Genomic DNA, 19,149 nt, shown 5'->3' with positions numbered 1-19,149 from the left:
GGCCATGACCTCCGACAGCTCCCAGAACGGCGACGGCGTCAAGCTGACCTTCACCGGCGACGCGTCCCGCAGCCTGCTGGTCGTCGACGACGACGCACCGTTCCGCAACCGGCTGGCCCGCGCGATGGAGAAGCGAGGCTTCGACGTGGTCGCCGTCGACAGCGTCGCCGCGGGTATCGAGATCGCGCACGAGGCGGCCCCGTCCTTCGCGGTCGTCGACCTGCGCCTCGGCGACGGCAGCGGCCTCGACGTCGTGGCGGCGCTGCGCGATGCGCGCCCCGATGCCCGCATCGTCGTGCTGACCGGCTACGGCAACATCGCGACCGCCGTCGCCGCGGTGAAGGCGGGGGCGGTCGACTACCTGCCGAAGCCGGCCGATGCCGATGCGGTCGAGGCCGCGCTGCTGGCCGACGGACGCCCCCTGCCGCCGCCGCCGGAGAACCCGATGTCCGCGGACCGGGTCCGTTGGGAGCATATCCAGCGCGTCTTCGAGCAGTGCGACCGCAACGTGTCGGAGACGGCGCGCCGCCTGAAGATGCATCGCCGCACCCTGCAGCGGATCTTGAACAAGCATGCCCCTAGGGGGTGAGCGGCTTCCGCGCGCCGGGCCGGCGGGTGACGGCGGCGACGCCGGCCAGCACCAGCGCCACGCCGGCCAGTTCCCAGGGGCCGTAGCGCTCGCCTAGGGCAAGGGCGCCGAGCAGGACGCCGAACACCGCCACGACGTGGCCCAGCAGGCTCAGATAGACCGGCCCGGCGATCTGCTGGAGCCGGTAGTAGGGCAGCGCGTTCAATCCGTTCACGGCAATGAAGCCCGCGAGTGCCATGCCGGGCGCGAGGCCGAGCCCGGCGACGGCCGCGACGGCGCCCGAAGCGAGAGCCAGTGGCGTCGCCACGATCACGCCGGCGAGGCCGATGCCCGCGCCGACCTGGAAGGCGCTGTGGCCCCGCGGCCAGAACCGCGTGCGGAAGACGTTGCCGCAAGCGAGGAAGAATGGCGCGAGCAATCCGACCGCGAGCCAGAACGGGTCGCGCTGTCCGTCCGCTTCGGGCCCGCCGACGATCAGCACCGCTCCGGCGAAGGTGCAGGCGACGCCGATGCCGCGGCGCAGCCCGAACCGTTCGACCCCGGCCGCATGGGCGATCAGGGTCGTGAAGACGGGGCTGGTGGCGATCGTCGTCGCCATCAGCCCGGCGCCGACATGCGGCAGGGCGGCGAAGGCCGCGACGGCCGGCAGCACGATGCCGATCAAGGCGCCGCCGGCATAGAAGCCAAGGGTGCGGGCATCGACGCCGAGGCGTTCCCCGCGCATCGCGCAGGCGGGCCAGAGCACGGCCGCACCGGCCGCGGCCTGGCACAGCGCCAGGAGCAACCCGTTCGCGCCGCCGGTCACGGCGATCCGCCCCAAGACGAGATAGACGGCGCCGTTGAAGCCGAGCAGGATCAGCAGCAGCAACGGTGTCACCGGCAGTCTTCCCCGCGGTTCGATCCGGCGCGAGCATCGCTCGGGTCGGCGCGACGGTCGAGTGGGAAAGCGGGTCGAGCAAGGTACCTCGTCCCCTCCGGTTCCGATCGCGTCCGCCGGCCGTTAACGTCGGCAGCACCTGGGGTGCTTCGGGAGGACACATGGCGACCATTCTCGTCACCGGCGGTGCCGGTTATCTCGGCAGCCACCTGTGCCGCAGGCTGGCCGCCGACGGCCATTTGCCGGTCACGTTCGACAGCTTGGTCACGGGCGATACGGCCTGCGTGCGCTGGGGACCGCTCGTGGTCGGCGATCTGCGCGACCGCACCGCCCTGAGCCGTGCGCTCACGCTGTACCGCCCCGATGCCGTGGCGCATTGCGCCGGATCGCGCGATGCCGTCCCCGGCCGTCGCTATGCCTGCGACGTCGGCGGGGCGCTGGCGCTGCTGGAAGCCATGCAGGACCATGAGGTCCGCCGCATTGCCGCAGCGGGCTGCGCCAGCGTCTACGGCACTCCCGACCAGCCGGTCGACGAGGATGCCCCGCTGGCGCCGGCCGGACCCGCGGCGACGGCCAAGATGATCGTCGAGCGCATGCTGCTCGACGCCGGTGTCGCCTACGACATGCGCACGGCGTGCCTGCGCCTGCCGCCGCTCGCGGGCGCCGATCCGACGGTGCCCGCGGGGGTGCTCGAGGGGGCGCCGATGCCCGGCGGCCACCTCCTGGCCCGGGCGGTCTCCGCCGCCCTTGCCGGTGCGGGCGCGCTCGCGGCGGGGTCGGACTTCCGGACCAGCGACTACCTGCACGTCGTGGATGCCGCCGAGGGGATGGCGCGGAGTTTGGGTCACCTGCTGGCCGGCGGACGGACGCTGGTGCTCAATCTCGGCACGGGACGCGGCAACACGCCGGAAGAAGTGCTGGCCGCCGTCGGACGGGCTACCGGGCGCCGGCTGGCACCGCCGGTGGGGACGGAAGTTCTCCCGCCTTGGCCGGTACCGCTCGCCGGGCGCGCATCCGCCGCTCTGGGCTGGCGGCCCGAGCGGTCCGGGCTGGAGCAGGTCGTGACTTCTCTCGTGCGCGCAGGGCGCGCCCGCTCGGTCGCCTGAAACCCCGGCCTATTCGTCGTCCATCACCTTGGCGGTCTTGATGGCGTCCGCAAGGTTGACGCCCTTGCGCAGGATGTTGTCGACCATGCGGCCCTGCACGAGGTCGATCCCGTGCTTGTAGGCGAACAGCAGGCCCGACACCGTGCCGCAGCGCGCCAGGATGAAGCGGCAATTCTCCTGCTGGGAGATGCGGTCGCCGAAGGAGGCAAGCTCCTCCTCGCTCATTTCCTGGAAGTCGGGCGACCAGAAGATCTTCGCGTAGTCGGCGGCCATGTATTCCAGGTCCATGTGCGTGACCCAGAACGGCGTCAGGCCGTCGATGCAGATCTTGTAGCCGCGCTGGCTGGCGAAATCCACGACCTCCCGGTACAGCGCTTCGTTCTCGACCAGGTCGGACTTGTTGATCTCCAGAACCACGTTGTCGCGCAGCTCGGCCGTCAGCCGCTCGTCGAACTTGACGAAGGCCGCCGACATCACCGTCGTAAGGTTCAGGTTGAGACCGATACGTTGTCCCTTCAGGAAATCGACGCCGTAGTTGAGGGCCTTGAGGACGGAGTTGTCCAGGTTCGCGGTGAAGTAGTTGAACAGCCACCGGTTGGCGGTGATGTCGAAGTCCGGACTGAGGCGTTCCTCTAGCGTCTTGACGGCGATGTAGAGCTCGAAATACTCCCGCTCGTTGCGGTCTTCGGAGCGCAGGTTGACGACCGGCTGGTTCAGCATGAACGGCGACAGGTCGAAGATCGCCATCTGCCGTTCGATCTTGGCCAGCTCCTCGATAGTGATGGGCGGCTTCGTCTTGTGCTTGCCGCCCTCGCTGCCGCCGTCCTGTCCCAACCCCTCGATGAACCGGATCACGTTCACGAAGTTGAGCGACAGCTCCATGATCGAGTAGAGCGAATCCTCCTTGTAGGGATTCGGCCCCGTAGCCTGGGTGCGCGAGAGGAGAAGCTTCTCGATCTTCTGGCAGACGTCGGTGATGCTCGAGAACTTGATCCCCTTGTAGAGGATCAGCACGTCGTCGTTCGACAGGCTGAAGATCTGGAGGAAGGCGGAGTTCTCGGAGATGTCCTGGAACGCGCGGCGGATTGCGCCGACGTCGCCGTAGTTCTTGTCCTTCAGGAGCGACAGGTGCAGGTGGACGAGCCGCAAGCCCTGGAGCTCGCGCTTGGCGGAATGCAGGAGGGCCAGGAGTCTTTCGTCGTCGTGCTGCGGCCGTTCGGGAACGGCGGTCGCCTTCTCGCCGGGTTTGACGCGCACCCAGTCGCGTGCCGGACGGTTGTCACGCGGACGGTGAAGCTGCGTCATTCCCAACTCCCGTTCCACGCAAACCGGACCATGCGCCCCCACTCTCCGCGCCGTGAAGGCGCCCTGCGATGGCGTACCGCGCGTGCCGGCCGACGGCACGAGAATGTTTCGGTACATTTTATTTTTAATAAGGCCATTCGTCCCTTTCGCGCAAGGACTGCGTGCTGGCCGGTAGGTGGCGACCCGGCCGATACCCCAGCGCGGGTGCGACATCGACGACTTTGCAGCGCGTCATTGTGTCTGCTGCGTATCCGTCTTCATGACAAAGACAGAAAAATCGTACGGCCATTCAGGTTTGAGGTCAAGTTTTCCGGGACTATCCAAGATAGAGCAGCGGGCCAATTCATCAACGACCGAAATAAAAATGGCACGCGATACTCGGCTGCCGCGGAAAAGTCACGGGGCGAGGAGGATGGTCGGTCCCGTGGAGCGCCGTGCTCCGTGACGTGCCGGCGAGTCAGGTGCCGCAAGGGAGGTGTAGGCCGTGAAGAAATCGGCATGCGCGGCCCGACGCCACAGCCCAGGCGCGCATATGGGAATATTCAGGTATACTGGTGGCGCGCCTGCCACGAATGCGGGCGGCTGCCGGGGACGCGCACGTTCGCGGGAGACGAGATGTTGGCGGCGGGGATTCCCCGCGAGAACGAGGAGGCATCGAGAACGATGACGCAAGATGCATCGCGGGGCGTCAAGCCGCAGACGGCCGGGGGCCGGTTCGGCATCCGCGCCAAGCTGTTGCTGGCTTTCGGGGTGGTCGCGGCGATGACGGTGGTCTCGGCCGCGGTCGCCCTGCTCTCGTACCAGACGGTGGAGGGGCGGCTGGATGCGATAACGCAGGACAGCCTGCCGGCCATGTCCGCCGCGCGCCAGCTCGCCGAGGAGAGCGCCGCGATCGCTGCGGCGGCCCCCGTGCTCGACGCGGCCCACGACGAGACCGAGCGGCGGCGTCTGCTGGACGGGCTCGGCGCCCGCTCGGCAAGCCTCGCCGCGCTGATCGACACGCTTGCCGCGCGCGGAGCCGAAGGCGTCGACGGCCTCGCCGCCCGTGCCTCTGCCATGGACGGCAAGCTTCAGGAACTCGGCGGGACGGTCGCCCGGCGGATCGAACTGCGCGGCCAGTTGGAGCGTCTCGTGCCCGAGATCGCGAATGCTCATGCGGAGCTGCTGGAAGCCCTGGACCCGCTCGTTCTCGCGGCGGGTGACGACCTGAGGGGCAGGGCGGGCGACATCAACGTCCTGACTTCGGTGGCCGTTTCCCGCTTGACGGGTGAGGCGTCGGCCGACCTGATCGCCGCTTTCGAACTGCGCGCGGACGTCGCGGCGCTGGCCAATGCGATCGTGCGCGTGGCGCTCTGGGACAGGATCGACGACCTGGAAGCCGCCGCGGCGGAGTTCGAGGCCGTCGCCGCGCGGATAGACGCGGCCACCGACCGGGTCGCTCGCATGCCGGGCGGCGACGCCGTCGTTCCGCTCGTGCGCGACCTGGTCGCCGTCGGCCGGGGCGAGGGGTCCATCTTCGTGCTGCGCCGGGACGAACTGATCAATCCGTTCGCCCTTACCCGGAGCGTCGCATCCCTGGCCGACGAGGCGGCCGGCATCGAAGGCCAGCTTCACGAGGCGCTCCAGCCATTGGTCGCTGGCGCGCGCGAGCGCATCGGGGCGGCGGGCGACGACCTGACGCGCCGGGCAGAGGAGGCGATCTCCTCGCTCGTCGACCGGGGCTTGCCGGAATTCAGCGGCTATCTGGAACTGGAGGCGTCCGGCAACCTCGTCGCCGGCCTCCTCAACGAAGGCGTGAACGCCCGGAGCCTCGACGTACTCGGTCCGCTGGCCCGGCGCTTCGACGCGGCGGCGGGAGACTTCGTCGCCAGCCTTGCCTTCGTTCCCGCCGATACGGCGGCACGGCTGAGCCCGGTGGCCGAGCGGCTCGTCGCCTTCGGCAGCGGTGCCGACGGCGTGTTCGCGCTGCGGACGTCGGAATTGCGCGCGACCGAGGCGTCGGCCGCGCTGCTCGCCGAGAGCCGCGCGCTCGCGACCGAACTCGGTGAGGCGGTACGCGTCCTGGTCGCCGCCTCGCAGGCCGATGCCGACACGGCCGCAGGGCAGGTCGGCGAGGCGGTCGGGCAGGGTCGCCTGCTGATGCTCGCGATCGCCGGTGCCAGCCTTCTCGCCGCCGGGCTGATTGTGTGGCTCTATGTCGGCCGGTCCGTCGCCGGGCGCATGCACGCGCTGGCGCTCGCGATGCGCCGCATCGCCGACGGCGATCTCGACGCGGCGACCCCGCGGGGCGGACGCGACGAGATCGCGGAGATGTCGAGGGCGCTGGAGGTGTTCCGCGGCAACGCGATCGAGATGCGGGCGGCCGAGGCGCGCGCCGAGCAGGAACGGCGCCGGGCCTCGGAAGAACGGCGTTCCGCGCGGCTCGGCCTTGCCGACCGGTTCGAGGCCGAGGTGATGGCGGTCGTCGAGCGGGTCTCGGCCTCGGCGGGCGAGATGCATGAGACGGCGAACTCCATGGCCGGGACAGCCGATCGTGCCGCCAGCGAGGCCAGGACGGTTGCCGATGCCAGCGAGGAGGCCAGTTCCGGCGTCCAGACCGCCGCCGCGGCGGCGGAGGAGCTGTCCGCATCGATCTCCGAGATCGGTCGCCAGGTGAACGAGTCCGCGCGCATCGCCCGGGTTGCGGTCGCCGATGCCGAGCGTACGGATGCGACCATGCGTGGGCTGGAGGACGCAGCCCTGAAGATCGGCGAGGTCGTCCGACTGATTGGCGAGATCGCCGGCCAGACGAACCTGCTCGCCCTGAACGCGACGATCGAGGCGGCGCGGGCCGGGGAGGCCGGAAAGGGCTTCGCCGTCGTCGCGAGCGAGGTCAAGAACCTCGCGACCCAGACCGCCAGGGCGACCGAGGAGATATCGACCCAGATCGGAGCCATGCAGTCGGTCACCAAGGACGCCGTCGGGGCGATCCAGGGGATCGGCAGCACCATCTCGGCCATAGACGGCATCACCGCCCAGATCGCGGCAGCGGTCGAGCAGCAGGGATCGGCGACCGAGGAGATCGCCCGCAACGTCAACCGTGCCGCGGCCGGCACCGGGCGGGCCTCGGCCGGCATGGCCCGGGTGACGCAGGCGTCGGGGCAGACGGGGGAGTCCGCGGCCCGCGTCCTGGCGGCGGCGGCCGACGTGACGGGCCGGGCCGAAGAACTGCGCGGGCAGGTCGAACGCTTCCTCTCCCAGATCCGGGCCGCCTGAGCGACGCGGGCGGCGGGAACGGCGTTCCTGCCGCCCTGTTGCATGCGAGGCGAGAGGAGGCCGGGAGGGCGGACGATGAGACTGGTCTACACCTACGAAGGCGAGCGCGATCCGTCGTTCGAGGACGCGATGCAGGGGGTGGTCCAGGACTACGGCCAAGCCCGCCAGCTTTCCTCCGTCGCCACGGCGAACGGGGTCAACGCGGTCACGATCGAGGTCGGTCTGGAACGCGAGCAGCCCGGGGAGGGATTGGCCGAGGACCTGGTTCGCCGCCTGCGCGCCCATGAGCGGGTGGTCGACGTCGCGCCGGAAGGGGCGGGCCGCCTCTATTGAGGGCTGGCCTTTTTCGGAATTCGATCCAGTATCCCGTCCGGCCCCGGAGGGTGGCCTCCCGCGTCCGAACGGGGTAACGTGCCCGAACGCCCGCCAGAACCAGTCCCGATGCCGTCCCACCATGATTGACTTCAAATCCCTGCGGCCGCTGTGGTCGCTGCGTCCGCTTCTCCCGTTGCTGCTGCTGGCCTTCGTCGTGCTCGCACCGGCGCCGGGCCGGTCCCAGACGCCGGAAGCGCCAGCCCCCGCCGCAGCGACGATCGAGGCGGATGCCGCCGAACTGCGCGGGCTGCTCGCCGCGCTGGAGGACCCTGCCGAGCGCGAGAAGCTGACTGCACGGTTGCGCGCGCTGCTGGCTATCCAGGACCAGGCGGAACCGGTGCCCGGCGCGCTCGGCGCGCGCACGCTCGAATTCCTGTCCGAGCGGGTCGCGGCGCTGAGCCGCCAACTCGTCGCCGCCGGGGCGGCGTTCCGCGACCTCCCGGTCGCGCTGGACTGGGCGCGGCGTCAGGTCACGGACGACTGGCGGCACGACGAGTGGATCGAGCTCGGCCTCCAGCTCGCCGGCGTGATCGTCGCGGGTTTCCTGGCAGCCGGTGCGGCCGAGCGTCTCCTGCGTGGACCCCGCGGCGCCTTGGAGCGACAGATGCCGCGCCGGACGCTCGCCCGCGTCCCCCTGCTGCTCGGCCGCATGGTCATCGAGATCGTGCCGATCGTCGCCTTCGCGCTCGCCGGTTACGGCATGCTGTCGATAACCGACCCGCCACGGGTGAGCCGGCTCGCTGCACTGCTGGTCATCAACGCTCACATCCTGATCGGACTGGTGCTGGTGGCGACGCGGGCCCTCCTCGCCCCGCAGGCTCCCGGGCTGCGGCTTCCCCCCATGGCGGACGAGACGGCGCACTACCTGTACATCTGGGTGCGCCGGATCGCCTTCACGGCCGTCTACGGCTATCTCATCGGTGAGACGGCATCGCTGCTGGGGCTTCCCGAGGCCGCCTATCTCGCCCTGCTGAAGCTGGTCGGGCTGGTCGTCACGATCATGCTGGTGATCCTGATCATGCAGAACCGCAGCCATGTCGCGACCTGGCTGCGCGGCAACCCGATCAGCGGCGGTCAGAACGGCGGGGTCGAGGCGACGGAGATCGCCGAGGGACGCCGCAGCATGACGTTGCGCACGGCGCGCCGGCGTTTCGCCGATGTCTGGCACGTGCTCGCCGTCCTCTACGTCCTGTTCGCATACGCGATCCTGGCGCTGGGAATTCACGGCGGTTTCGAGTTCATGGTGCGGGCGACCGTGGGTACGATCGTCACCGTGATCGTCGCGCGCCTGCTGGTGACGGTGCTCGACCGGGTACTGCGGCGCGGTTTCGCGATCTCGCCCGAGCTGAAGGCTCAGTTCCCGAAGCTGGACGAGCGTGCGAACCGGTACGTTCCCATGCTCGAGCGGGGGCTCAAGACGGTGGTCTGGCTCATCGCCCTTCTCGCCGTGCTCGACGCCTGGGGGCTCGACGGCTTCGGCTGGATCGAAACGCCGTTCGGCGCCCGTCTGCTGAGCAGCCTGTTCTCGATCATGCTGGTGCTGGTGATCGCCGTCCTCGCCTGGGAGGTCGTCAGCAACATGATCGAGCGGTACCTGACCGGCCGCGGCGCGGATGGTGGTACCGTCCAGCGCAGCGCGCGCGTGCGCACGCTCTTGCCGCTGCTTCGCAACGCCTTCCTGGTCGTCCTCGTCGCGGTCGTCGTCCTGATCCTGCTTTCCGAGATCGGCCTCGACATAGCCCCGCTCCTGGCCGGTGCCGGCGTGATCGGGCTTGCGGTCGGCTTCGGCTCCCAGACCTTGGTCAAGGACGTCATCACCGGGATGTTCATCCTGTTCGAGGACACGATCTCGGTCGGCGACGTCGTCGATGTCGGCAATGGACATAGCGGCGTCGTCGAGGCGATATCGATCCGCACCATCCGCCTGCGCGACCTGACCGGAACGGTCCATGCGGTGCCGTTCAGCCAGGTCGCCTCGGTGAAGAACCTGACGAAGGACTTCTCCTTCTACGTCTTCGACATCTCCATCGCCTATGACGAGGATTCGGACCGGGTCGTCGACATCGTCAGGGAACTGGGTGGGGAACTGCAGCAGGACCCTGTCTTCTCCGGCTTGATCCTGGAGCCGATCGAGGTACTGGGCGTCGACAGGTTTGCCGACAGCGCGGTGATCATCAAGGCGCGCTTCAAGACGCGCCCCAGCCAGCAATGGGGCGTCGGCCGGGAGTTCAACCGCCGGCTCAAGAAGCGCTTCGACGAGAGGGGGGTCGAGATCCCCTTCCCGCAGCGCACCGTCCATGTCCGCTCGGACGTCCCGCTTCCGCCCGACCGACTGGCCGAGCTGGCGGGTCCGGCCAGCGGATAGGGGCAGGCGCCGCCCTCACGCCCTCAGTAGCCGCGGCTGCGGTCGACGAGGTTGGTCAGCGGCAGGCCGGCGCGATGGCGCCGGATCTGTTCGACCACGCTGGCGGTCGCGGTCCGCGCGTGGGTCGGCGCGGCCGCATGCGGCGTCACGACGATGGCGGGGTGGCTCCAGAACGGGTGGTCGGGCGGCAGCGGCTCTCGGGTGAAGACGTCGAGGCTGGCGCCGGCGAGCCGGCCGGACGCGAGCGCTTCCAGGAGATCGGCATCCACGACGTGGGCGCCCCGCGCGGCGTTGATCACGACCGCCCCCCGCGGCAGCCGCGAGAACGTCCGCGCATCCAGGATGCCGCGCGTCTCGGGCGTCAGCGGCAGCAGGCAGACCAGGATCTCGCTGCGTGCCAGCAGCGTATCCAGGCCGTCTCGGCCGTGCAGGCAGGCGATCCCCGGCAACTGGCGTTGCGTCCGGCTCCAGCCGGCCGCGTCGAAGCCGAGTCCGGCCAGCGTCCGGGCGGCGGCGGAGCCCAGTTCGCCAAGTCCGAGTATGCCGACCCGCCGTTCGCGCGCGAGCCGTTCGGGCAGAGGCTGCCAGACCCCGCCACGCTGGCTGGCGAGATAGGCGTGCATGTTGCGATGCCAGTAGAGCGCCTGCAGCGCGACGTACTCGGCCATTCCCTCGGTCAGCCCGTGCTCGACCATGCGGACCAGCGGCAGGTCCGGCAGTTCCGGGTCGCCGAGCAGCGCGTCGACGCCGGCACCCAGCGAGAACATGACCTCCAGGGCCGGCAACCTGCGCAGTTCGCCCGGCGGCGGCTTCCACACGAGCGCGTAGCGGATGTCGTGAGGATCGCCGGTCTCGGGCCAGACCCGGAGGTCGAGCTCGGGCATCTGGCGGCGGAACTCCTCGACCCAGGGATCGGGCGAGTCGGTGGTCGACAGGAACAGCAGGGACATGGTCTAGACCTCGAGGACGTTCCGGGGACGAGACGGACTCGGCGTCGGGTCAGGCGAGCGCCATCGGCAGCACGGATCCCACCATCAGCAGGGCCATGCTCACGTTGAAGGCGCGTAGCGCGCGCGGATTGGCGAGGCGCCGCGACAGCGCCGTTCCGAACGCCGCCCACAGCACCATGCAGGGGGTGCCGATCACGACGTAGACGGCCGCGATCAGCGCCACCTCGCCGAGGAGCGAGCCGCCGAAGGTCGTGTAGGTCGTTACGGCGCCGATTGCCATCACCCAGGACTTCGGGTTCACCCACTGGAACAGCGCCGCCTGCAGCACGCCGAGAGGACGTCCTCGCACCTGCCCGTCCGCGCCACGCCCGGAGGTCGCCACCCGCCACGCGAGATAGAGCAGGTAGGCGATGCCGGCGTATCGCAGCCAGGCGTGGATCTCCGGCGACGTCGCGAAGACGCCTGCGAGTCCCAGCCCGACCGCTACCAACATCACGGGAAAGCCCATGCCAATCCCGATCATGTGGGGCACGGTGCGGCGGAACCCGAAAGTGGCGCCGGACGCCGTCAGCATGATGTTGTTCGGTCCGGGCGTGATCGAGGTCGACAGCGCGAACAGGGCCAGGGCGGGCAGCAGCTCGATCAAGGTTCATCTCTCCGCGGAAGGCGGTCGGCATGGGATTCGCCGGAAGGCGTACCGCGTTCGTGACGATTCCGACCGTTATCACTTGCTCCGCCCCTGCCATTGGGCGAGAAAGGTAGGAACGACGCAGCCGGGCGCAGCATGGGAGGCGGCCAGCGGTATGGCAAGAGGCGAGAACGGTTACATCACGGTCACCGCCGGTATGCCGGATCTCGCTGGGCCTCGTCCGGCCGGGTTGGGGCGGCGGCTGGGGCGGGCCGAGCAGCGCGTGCTGGCCCTGCGCCTGCGCGACCAGGGCTGGAGCTATCGCCGCATATCCGCCGAACTCGCCGTCGGCTATCCCGTGATCCGTCAGTGGCTGGACGGCGAAACGGCACCCGGAACCCACCTGACGCCGCCAACGTCATGGGCCGCGACTGGCAGGTCTTCGCTGCCGCCCCCCGTGGCGCCGCGAGCCGCCGCGACGCCGTTTCCGGCCGCCGAGTCCGTCGCCGCGGTGGAGCGTCTCGCGGCCGAGACCCGGGCACTTGGCGAGAAGATCGAGCGCCTCGCGGCGGCACAGGCGTCGGAACTCGCCGGAGTCGAGGCCCGCCTCGTCGAGGCGATCGAAGCGCAGCACCGCAGCCTGACCGAAAAGATCGTCGAAGCGCTCCGCTCGCTGGTGTCGAAGTTGCCGCTGCCCTGAAACGGGCGGAAGCGAGCGAGTCGTTCCACCTGCGGGTTGCTAACCTTGTGACTTCGGATCGCATCGATGAAAACAAGGGCAACTCGGTATGGCATACCGGGTTCTTTTCGGGTAAGCCTTTGGTGGTGATGTCGCGCGCAATGATGGTGCAGAGCGTGAGTGAACGTATCGCGGCGGCAGGAGAATGGGGGCGGTGCCTGCGGCGGGGAGTCGCGAGCGGCCTCACAAGCGGATTCATGGCCGTGCTCCTGCTCGCGGGCTGCGCCTTCGGCGATCCGGAGATCAAGACCCGGGTCATCGAGATGGAGGTGGCGCCCGGCGCGAACGGCGACGATCCCATCCGGGTCGACATCGTCCTCGCCCATGACCCGGAACTGGTGAAGCAACTCGTCGATCTGTCGGCATCCGACTGGTTCCGCCGCCGGGGCGAGTTGCGCCTGGCCTTCCCGACGGGAATAACGATCGCCTCCCGCGAGGTCGTTCCAGGTCAGAAAGGACTTCGATTCGACGTTCCCGAATCGGCGGGAGAGGCCATTGGCGCCTTCGTGTTCGCCGAGTACGGCACGGAGGGGGCGCATCGCGCCCGAGTCGACCGTCTCGAGCGTTTCGCGGTCCTGCTCGGCCCGAAGGATTTCTCCATAGAGCCGCGTTCTTGACCGGCGCCCGGCGGAAACAGCAATGACCGAGTTCGGACCCGTTCCAGACCCGATACAATGGCATGAGGGGATGCTGATCGGGCCGCATCACTTCCAGCAGTCTTGGCTGCGCCAGGACGGGTTGCTGGACTATCGTCTCGGCCTGCTGTCCCCCTACGCCTTCGGTGTGGTCCGGCTCGAATTCGACCAGGCGCTGCTGCTGACCGGGATCCTGCGCGTCACCGCGCTGGAGGCCGTGCTGCCGGACGGCCTGCTCGTCGTCCACCCGACCGATGCCCGCGCCGGCGACCTCGAGACCTCGGTCAAGCCGCTGATCCCCGCGTTGCAGGAAGGTCCGATGACGGTCCATGTCGTCGTGCCCCGCTACGGCCCCGGTTCCTGCGTCGAAGGGGGCGAACTCGCGCGCTACCGCTCGGTCGAGACCCCCGCGGTCGTGGACGAGAACACCGGCGACAACGGCCAGCCCATGCCTCGGGTCAGGCCCAAGCTGGCGCTTCACGTCGGCGACCCGGTGCCGCAGAAATTCGTCGGCCTGCCGATCGCCCGGATCGCCTACAGGAACGAGCAGGTCCAGATCGACGACTACGAGCCGCCGCGGCCTTACCTGCCTTCGGATTCGCCGTGCCTGGAGGCGTGCCGCCTGGTCGCACGCCGCCTCAGGGAGAAGGCGGCGCACCTCGCCCAGCGGCTGCGCGCGCCGCCGGGATCGGTCGGGGCGACGGGGCTGATCGAGTCGCGCTTCGCGATCCAGTGCCTCGTGTCGGGCCTGCCGCAACTCGAAGCCGTGCTGAATGCGGGCAGGCCCCATCCCTTCACCCTGTTCAAGGTGATGTGCGGCATCGCGGGCCATCTGGCGCCGCTGGGGGCCGGCCTGATACCGCCGATCTTCGAGCGCTACGACCATCTCGATCCGAACCGCTCCTTCGCGTCCGTTCTTCGCTTCGTCCTGCAGATGCTGGATGCCGTGTCGGAAGCCTACTCGACGATCACCTTCACCCATGACGGGCACCGTTTCCACCTGCGCATGGACAAGGCTTGGCTGGAACGCGACCTGCTGGTGGGCGTGCGGCTGCGCAACGGCCAGTCCGAAGCCGACGTCGAGGCCTGGATGGCCGAATGCCTGATCGCGTCGGAGACGCTGGTGGCCGGCCTGATCGGCCGCCGCGTGCGCGGTGCGCGGCGTCAGCGCGTCGAACGCGACGAGGACCTGGAGGTCGTGCCGGGCCGCGGGGTCCTGCTCTACCGTATCGCGGCCGACGCCCAGTTCGTGAGGCCGGGCGAGGTCCTGGGCATCCAGCATCCCGCCGACCGCACGGCGACCCGCGAGCCGGCGGAGATCGTCCTGTACGTACCCGCGACCCCCGGCGGCGGCGGCGGCGGCGGCGCGCGCGCCGGCGGGGCGGGCTGAGGCGGCGAGCGGGACCGGAGAGCGCGATGACCCTCATCACCAAGGACGGAACGGAATACGGCCTCCTCGCGCAGTTCCGGGAATTCCATGCCGAGCTGATGCGGGTCCGCTACGCGCTCGAGGTCGGCGGCCGTCTGGCCGAACGGGGCGACGACGCGCCGGACGGTTCGGAACTCGCGGGCCGCGTCCACTACCGCCTGCGCTCGCTGCTCGAGCGTCAGGCGATCGACGCGCTGACCCGGGGCGGGGCCTACGGGGCCGAGCTGTTCCGCGAGGCCCAGTACCTGATGGCGGCGCTCGCCGACGAATTGCTGTTGCACCGCGTCGACTGGGACGGTCGCGACTCCTGGACCGAGTTCCTGATCGAGAACGCGCTGTTCGGCAGCAAGGTCGCGGGCGAGCGGGTTTTCGAACGCCTCGACGTGCTGCTCGCCGAGAACGGCCGCCTCCATCCCGAGCTGGCGGCGCTCTATCTCGCGACGCTCTCTCTCGGTTTCCGTGGCCGGCTTTGGCGGCCGACGGACGCGGGGGAACTGCGCAGCTACCGGCAGAGGCTCGCCCGCGCGGTGTCGAGGCATGACCAGGATGCCGGCCGGAGCGAGCTGGACCACATGTTCCCGGCGGCCTACGCGACGACGCTGAGCGAGGGCAAGCTGATCCGCCTGCCCTATGTCCGCCCCTGGCTGGCTACGCTGGCGGCCATGCTCGCGCTGTTCGTCGTCGTGACCCATCTCGTCTGGCTGGATCGTACCTCGGACGTCGAGCGCATCCTCGAGCGCGGCGAAACGCAGGCGAGGCGCTGAGACGATCATGACCGACTTCCTGGCTCTCGTCGTCCGCTACGCCTCTCCCATCGGTTGGGCGCTCGTTCTGCTGGCGCTCGCGGTGCTGGTGACGGTCATCGTCGTCGTCATCGTTTCCCAGCTGCGCGCAAGGGCGCGTGCGGCCGCCTCGACCGCTGCCGGCGCGGGCGCCGCAGGTGCAGGTTCCGCGAAGGCGGCGGCGGCTACGTTCCCGGCGAAGATCGCGGCGCGGACGATGGCGGAGGAGTTCGCGCGCGGCATGGCGCTGCTGCGCCGTACCGCCGCGGGGCGCCATTGGCGCTATGCGACGCCGATGGTGCTGCTGATGGGCGAAGCCGGGGCCGGAAAGGGGACGCTGCTCGACGCGGTCGGACTCGACCGGCCTTTCGGCCCGACCCCGGCACCCGGCGCGCCTTCGGAATGCGCCTGGCATTTCTTCGACAAGGGCGTGGCGCTGGACCTGCAGGGTGACCTCGTTGTTCATCCCGACGGCTCGAGCGGCGACGACGTCCGGTGGCGCCAGTTCACGCGCTTGCTGCAGCGCCACCGGCCGGAGCGGGCGTTGGACGGCATCGTGCTGACGATCCCCTGCACGGATCTGGTCGGTCCGGACCGGCCCGGTCCCGAGGCCCTTCACGCCAAGGGGGAGGCGCTCTACCGGCGGCTATGGGACCTGCAGCAGGAGATCGGCCTTCGGCTGCCGGTCTACGTGGTCGTCACCAAGTCCGATCTCGTCCCGGGTTTCCGCGGCTACTGGCAGCAGATCGCGCCCGAGCGCCGCCGCGAGATATTCGGCTGGTCGAACCGCAACAACCTCGAAGCGGCCTATGGCGGCCATCTCGTGGACGAAGCTTTCGCCGAGATCGGGGTCCGGCTCCAGCGGACCTATGTCGAGAACGCCGCCGCCCAGGACGATCCCGCCGACCCGGATGGCATGTTCCTGTTTCCGGGCGAGTTCCGGCGCATGGCCGAGCCGCTCAAGCTCTATCTCGACCGGATATTCCGTGCCACCGCGTATCACGAAGCCTTCTTCATGCGCGGCATCTACTTCGTCGGCGACGGGTCCGGGGCGGCGCCCCAGGCTTCGTTGCGCGCGCTCGTGCCGGCCGGCCTGCTCGACGATCCTTCCGCCCTAGCCGACGCGCCGCGTCCGCGCCCGCTGTTCGCGACCGACCTGTTCGGGGAGAAGATCCTCTCCGAGCGGCGGCTCGCCAGAGCGGCCGCAACCGGCCTGATCGCCCGAAACCGCAAGGTCCTCGCCGCACAGGTCGGCATCGCGGCGCTCGGCCTCATCCTGTTCGTAGGGGCGTGGTTCTCCGCGGGGCGGCTCGACGCCGGACTGCGGATGATGACGCCGGCGCTCGAGGTGATCATCGCGGCGGAGGCGGCCGGCCATCGCGAGGTCTCGGCAAGTCGCCTCTCGGTAGAGCATGCGGAGAAGCTGCTCGGTGATTTCGCCCGCATCGAGAGCCGTTCGCTGCGCTTCACCTTCCTTCCGTCGTCCTGGGCCGGGAGCCTGGAGAGCCGGGTCGTCGGCCATTTCAGCTTCGGCTTCGACAAGATCATCCTCGATCCGATGCGCGCCAAGCTCGAGGAACGCTCGACGGTGATCCTGGAGGATTTCGACCGCCGGGCGACCTCTACGGCCGAATCGCAGGAATACGCGTTCGCCGCCGCCGCCGATTACCGGCGCATCGACGAGTTCGTCGAGATGATGGACGAACTCCACGTCAACGCCACCGCGTTCGAGAAGCTGCGGACCAGCGAGATCGCGGAAGTGGCGAGGCTCGCGGAATACCTGTTCGGCGTGCAGCTTTCCTATGGTTTCGCCGCCAACTCCGACCTCTACGCGGCGGCGCTGCACCGGGTCGAGATCGAGCCTTTCGACCGGACCCCCCATGCCACGCGGGCCCGCACGATGCTGCGCAGGCTGGACGAGGCGGTCGGGCGGCGCATGGCGCCGGAAGGGTCGATCGCCGGGCGCGTGCGCACCCTGGCGGCCGCCATCGACGAGGTCGAGCGCGTCCAGGCGCGGCGCGGCGACACCAGTGCTGCGCTCGCGCGTCTGATGGATGCGCTGGTCGCGGTCCGGACGATGCTGGACGATCCGGCGTTCCAGTGGATCCTGCTGTCTTCGCCCGAGGCCGATCCCGAGTTCCGGACCCTGGTGACGGAGGTGTCGGCATCCCCCTTCTTCGGCCCCGCCGCCGCCGAGGAACTGCGCGTCGCCGCCGCCGACCGCATCGCCGCGTTGCGCTCGGCGATCCTTGGTGTCCGTGCCCGGCTGACCGGGCCGGTGGTCCTCGCCGATCCGGCCGACGGCCGGCTGCGTCTGGAGGCGGGCCTGCACTCGCTGGCCGGAGGCCTGCGGCCGGTCTTCGGGCATAGTTTCATGGAGGCCCGGCCGGAGGTCCAGCCGGCGGCCACGGCCGGTCCGGGGGTGAGCCTGGTATGGAGCACCGACCGGCTCGCCGACGCGCTGGAGCTGTACCGCGACTACGAACTGTTTCTCGCCCGCGACCTGCGCAACGTGCCGACGACGTTCCGTCCGGTGGTCGAGCGGTTGGCCCGCCAGAGGCTGCGCTCGAACCTGCTGACGGAGATCGCGGCGGCGCAGATCCGGGAACCGCGGTCCGGCGATCTGTTCGATCCGGCCGCCGAGGGGGCGATCCAGCGCGAGATACGTGAGTTCCGCGCCGCCGCGCCGACCTTGCTGGCCCTGCTCTCGGTGATGCGTCAGCTCGGCTTCGACGATGCCTACGCGCTGCTTCGCGACCTTGCCGGTCGGCAGGCGCTGCAATTGCTGACCGTCGTCGACGGGATCGCCGAGGGCGAAATGCCCTATGCGGCGATCGACGGCTTCCGGCGCTGGGATGGCGTCGAGGCCCCGACTTCCGCCGGCTTCCGCGCGCAGGACGACATCGTGCTGGCCCAGTACCTGGACACGATGCGCGGGCGCCTCGGCTATCTCACGACCGAGATGGCGACCCCGCTGATCGACTTCCTGCTGCGCGACGAACTGGGCGGCACCTGGCGTGCCCTGCCGGTGCTGACGAAATGGCAGCGCCTCGCGGCCGAGCTTCTGCGCTATCAGGCGAACAGCCCGCTCAGCACGACGGCGATGCTCGAGCACTTCATCCGCTTCGAACTCGACACGATCAACCCCGGCAATTGCTTCGAGAAGCTCGATGGAGCGGACCAGGCGCGGTCGGGCGACTTCTTCATCGAGCGCCGCAACGTTCTGCGCACCCAGCTTCTCGAGCAGTGCCGCTGGCTCGCCGGGTCGGCGGTCCAGTCGGACTACGACCGCCTCGTCGCCGACTTCAACGCGACCCTTGCCGGGCGCTATCCGTTCGCCCCGTTCGACGCGGGTGCCGACACCCCCGAGGCCGAGCCGACGGAGATCGCGGCGTTCCTGGTGCGCTTCACCGCCGCCGAGGAGCGCTTGCGCCAGGGCTTGGAGCGCGGCGCGGAGGTCGACCCGGCCGCGCGCATGGCTCTCGGCTTCGTGCGCCAGATGGCCGGCGTGCGCGACTTCCTGGCGCCGCTCCTGGTCCCGCCGACCGGCGACATGCCGCCGGGCTTCGAGGTGGAAGTCGATTTCCGCGTCAACCGGGCCCGCGAGGTCCAGGGCAACCAGATCATCGAATGGGCGCTCGATCTCGGCGCGCAGCGCTTCGTGCGCGGGCGTGACCCGCGCGCCGGCCGCTGGAGCCCCGGCATCCCCGTTTCGCTGTCGCTGCGCTGGGCGAAGGACGCGCCGGTCGGGCCGGTCGCCTCCGGTCCCGCCGCCGGTCCGGCCGCCGGTCCGGCCGTCGAGGACCGCACCGCCGGCTTCGCCTATCGCAACCGCTGGTCTCTTCTGCGAGCACTCCAGGCCCACCGGGCGGAGCCGGCGGATTTCGAGCGGCTTCAGGACCCTCAGCCGCACACGCTGCGCTTCGAGGTGCCGACCGCCGCCGTCGAACCGGACGGTACCGTCTCGGCGGGCGTCAGCGGCCTCGCGCGCGTCTTCGTGCGCCTGTCGCTCACCTCGCCCACGGCCGACGGCAAGGAGCGCGTCCGCCACGTCCTGCCGGAGTTCCCGCATCGGGCGCCCGAAGCCGACCTCGCGGTCGTGTTCTGAGGAGAA

14 protein-coding genes are annotated in these 19,149 nt (G+C 69.9%); 10 read left to right on the top strand and 4 right to left on the bottom strand.

Going from position 1 to position 19,149, the window contains the following annotated elements; genetic code table 11:
- Positions 1–4: 4 nt before the first annotated feature.
- The gene (locus VGO20_RS25455) at positions 5–589 is read left to right on the top strand and encodes an ActR/PrrA/RegA family redox response regulator transcription factor (RefSeq protein ID WP_327505211.1); all 585 of its coding nucleotides are present in this window, start codon (positions 5–7) and stop codon (positions 587–589) included.
- On the opposite strand, the gene VGO20_RS25450 is transcribed toward VGO20_RS25455, so the two are convergent.
- On the bottom strand, positions 579–1,466 hold the full coding sequence (locus VGO20_RS25450; protein WP_327505210.1) for a DMT family transporter: 888 nt from the start codon (positions 1,464–1,466) through the stop codon (positions 579–581). The genes VGO20_RS25455 and VGO20_RS25450 overlap by 11 nt on opposite strands.
- 161 nt (positions 1,467–1,627) lie before the next feature.
- On the opposite strand from VGO20_RS25450, the gene VGO20_RS25445 reads away from it, so the two are divergent.
- Positions 1,628–2,572, top strand: a complete 945-nt coding sequence (locus tag VGO20_RS25445; RefSeq protein ID WP_327505209.1) for an NAD-dependent epimerase/dehydratase family protein — start codon at positions 1,628–1,630, stop codon at positions 2,570–2,572.
- A gap of 9 nt (positions 2,573–2,581) precedes the next feature.
- Here VGO20_RS25445 and VGO20_RS25440 read toward each other — a convergent pair whose 3' ends face one another.
- Complete coding sequence (locus VGO20_RS25440) at positions 2,582–3,877, bottom strand: EAL domain-containing protein (RefSeq protein WP_327505208.1); 1,296 nt, start codon at positions 3,875–3,877, stop codon at positions 2,582–2,584.
- A gap of 663 nt (positions 3,878–4,540) precedes the next feature.
- Here VGO20_RS25440 and VGO20_RS25435 point away from each other — a divergent pair.
- The 3 genes from VGO20_RS25435 to VGO20_RS25425 all read left to right on the top strand — a co-directional run bounded on the left by VGO20_RS25435 (position 4,541) and on the right by VGO20_RS25425 (position 9,872).
- Positions 4,541–7,132, top strand: a complete 2,592-nt coding sequence (locus tag VGO20_RS25435) for a methyl-accepting chemotaxis protein (RefSeq protein ID WP_327505207.1) — start codon at positions 4,541–4,543, stop codon at positions 7,130–7,132.
- Positions 7,133–7,207: 75 nt separating this feature from the next.
- Entirely contained in the window at positions 7,208–7,465 is a 258-nt protein-coding gene (locus VGO20_RS25430; protein WP_327505206.1) for a hypothetical protein, read from the top strand.
- 121 nt (positions 7,466–7,586) lie between these two features.
- Positions 7,587–9,872 (top strand): mechanosensitive ion channel domain-containing protein, encoded by a 2,286-nt coding sequence (locus VGO20_RS25425; RefSeq protein WP_327505205.1) that lies wholly within the window; start codon positions 7,587–7,589, stop codon positions 9,870–9,872.
- A 23-nt stretch (positions 9,873–9,895) separates the two neighbouring features.
- Here the strand turns inward: VGO20_RS25425 and VGO20_RS25420 are convergent, their stop codons facing one another.
- Together VGO20_RS25420 and VGO20_RS25415 are read right to left on the bottom strand one after the other, a co-directional pair.
- Positions 9,896–10,822, bottom strand: coding sequence for a 2-hydroxyacid dehydrogenase (locus VGO20_RS25420; protein ID WP_327505204.1), 927 nt, complete (start codon positions 10,820–10,822; stop codon positions 9,896–9,898).
- A 49-nt stretch (positions 10,823–10,871) separates the two neighbouring features.
- On the bottom strand, positions 10,872–11,468 hold the full coding sequence (locus VGO20_RS25415) for a LysE family translocator (RefSeq protein ID WP_327505203.1): 597 nt from the start codon (positions 11,466–11,468) through the stop codon (positions 10,872–10,874).
- 157 nt (positions 11,469–11,625) lie between these two features.
- Between VGO20_RS25415 and VGO20_RS25410 the strand changes: the two genes are divergently transcribed.
- Genes VGO20_RS25410 through VGO20_RS25390 form a run of 5 tightly spaced genes read left to right on the top strand, consistent with a single transcriptional unit; the run spans position 11,626 to position 19,143 of the window.
- Positions 11,626–12,150, top strand: coding sequence for a helix-turn-helix domain-containing protein (locus tag VGO20_RS25410; protein WP_327505202.1), 525 nt, complete (start codon positions 11,626–11,628; stop codon positions 12,148–12,150).
- A 47-nt stretch (positions 12,151–12,197) separates the two neighbouring features.
- Positions 12,198–12,806 (top strand): hypothetical protein, encoded by a 609-nt coding sequence (locus tag VGO20_RS25405; protein ID WP_327505201.1) that lies wholly within the window; start codon positions 12,198–12,200, stop codon positions 12,804–12,806.
- Between the two features lie 22 nt (positions 12,807–12,828).
- Positions 12,829–14,214, top strand: a complete 1,386-nt coding sequence (gene tssK / locus VGO20_RS25400; protein WP_327505200.1) for a type VI secretion system baseplate subunit TssK — start codon at positions 12,829–12,831, stop codon at positions 14,212–14,214.
- 26 nt (positions 14,215–14,240) lie between these two features.
- Positions 14,241–15,017 carry a DotU family type IV/VI secretion system protein gene (locus VGO20_RS25395; RefSeq protein ID WP_327505199.1) on the top strand — a complete coding sequence of 259 codons (777 nt, stop codon included), beginning with the start codon at positions 14,241–14,243 and terminating at the stop codon, positions 15,015–15,017.
- Between the two features lie 7 nt (positions 15,018–15,024).
- Complete coding sequence (locus VGO20_RS25390) at positions 15,025–19,143, top strand: type VI secretion system protein (RefSeq protein ID WP_327505198.1); 4,119 nt, start codon at positions 15,025–15,027, stop codon at positions 19,141–19,143.
- Positions 19,144–19,149: the final 6 nt, after the last annotated feature.

The organism is Arenibaculum sp. (assembly GCF_035998295.1).
Classification (GTDB): domain Bacteria; phylum Pseudomonadota; class Alphaproteobacteria; order Azospirillales; family Azospirillaceae; genus DASYHS01.
Note: the sequence above shows the minus strand (reverse complement) of the source record. Positions and strands in the feature narration are given on the sequence as shown.

Excerpts from the sequence above, each read along its gene's own strand:
- VGO20_RS25440 (WP_327505208.1), bottom strand. The coding sequence starts at position 3,877 with ATGACGCAGCTTCACCGTCCGCGTGACAACCGTCCGGCACGCGACTGG.
- VGO20_RS25390 (WP_327505198.1), top strand. The coding sequence starts at position 15,025 with ATGACCGACTTCCTGGCTCTCGTCGTCCGCTACGCCTCTCCCATCGGT.
- VGO20_RS25420 (WP_327505204.1), bottom strand. The coding sequence starts at position 10,822 with ATGTCCCTGCTGTTCCTGTCGACCACCGACTCGCCCGATCCCTGGGTC.
- VGO20_RS25430 (WP_327505206.1), top strand. The coding sequence starts at position 7,208 with ATGAGACTGGTCTACACCTACGAAGGCGAGCGCGATCCGTCGTTCGAG.
- VGO20_RS25435 (WP_327505207.1), top strand. The coding sequence starts at position 4,541 with ATGACGCAAGATGCATCGCGGGGCGTCAAGCCGCAGACGGCCGGGGGC.
- VGO20_RS25445 (WP_327505209.1), top strand. The coding sequence starts at position 1,628 with ATGGCGACCATTCTCGTCACCGGCGGTGCCGGTTATCTCGGCAGCCAC.
- VGO20_RS25425 (WP_327505205.1), top strand. The coding sequence starts at position 7,587 with ATGATTGACTTCAAATCCCTGCGGCCGCTGTGGTCGCTGCGTCCGCTT.
- tssK (WP_327505200.1), top strand. The coding sequence starts at position 12,829 with ATGACCGAGTTCGGACCCGTTCCAGACCCGATACAATGGCATGAGGGG.
- VGO20_RS25395 (WP_327505199.1), top strand. The coding sequence starts at position 14,241 with ATGACCCTCATCACCAAGGACGGAACGGAATACGGCCTCCTCGCGCAG.
- VGO20_RS25455 (WP_327505211.1), top strand. The coding sequence starts at position 5 with ATGACCTCCGACAGCTCCCAGAACGGCGACGGCGTCAAGCTGACCTTC.
- VGO20_RS25410 (WP_327505202.1), top strand. The coding sequence starts at position 11,626 with ATGGCAAGAGGCGAGAACGGTTACATCACGGTCACCGCCGGTATGCCG.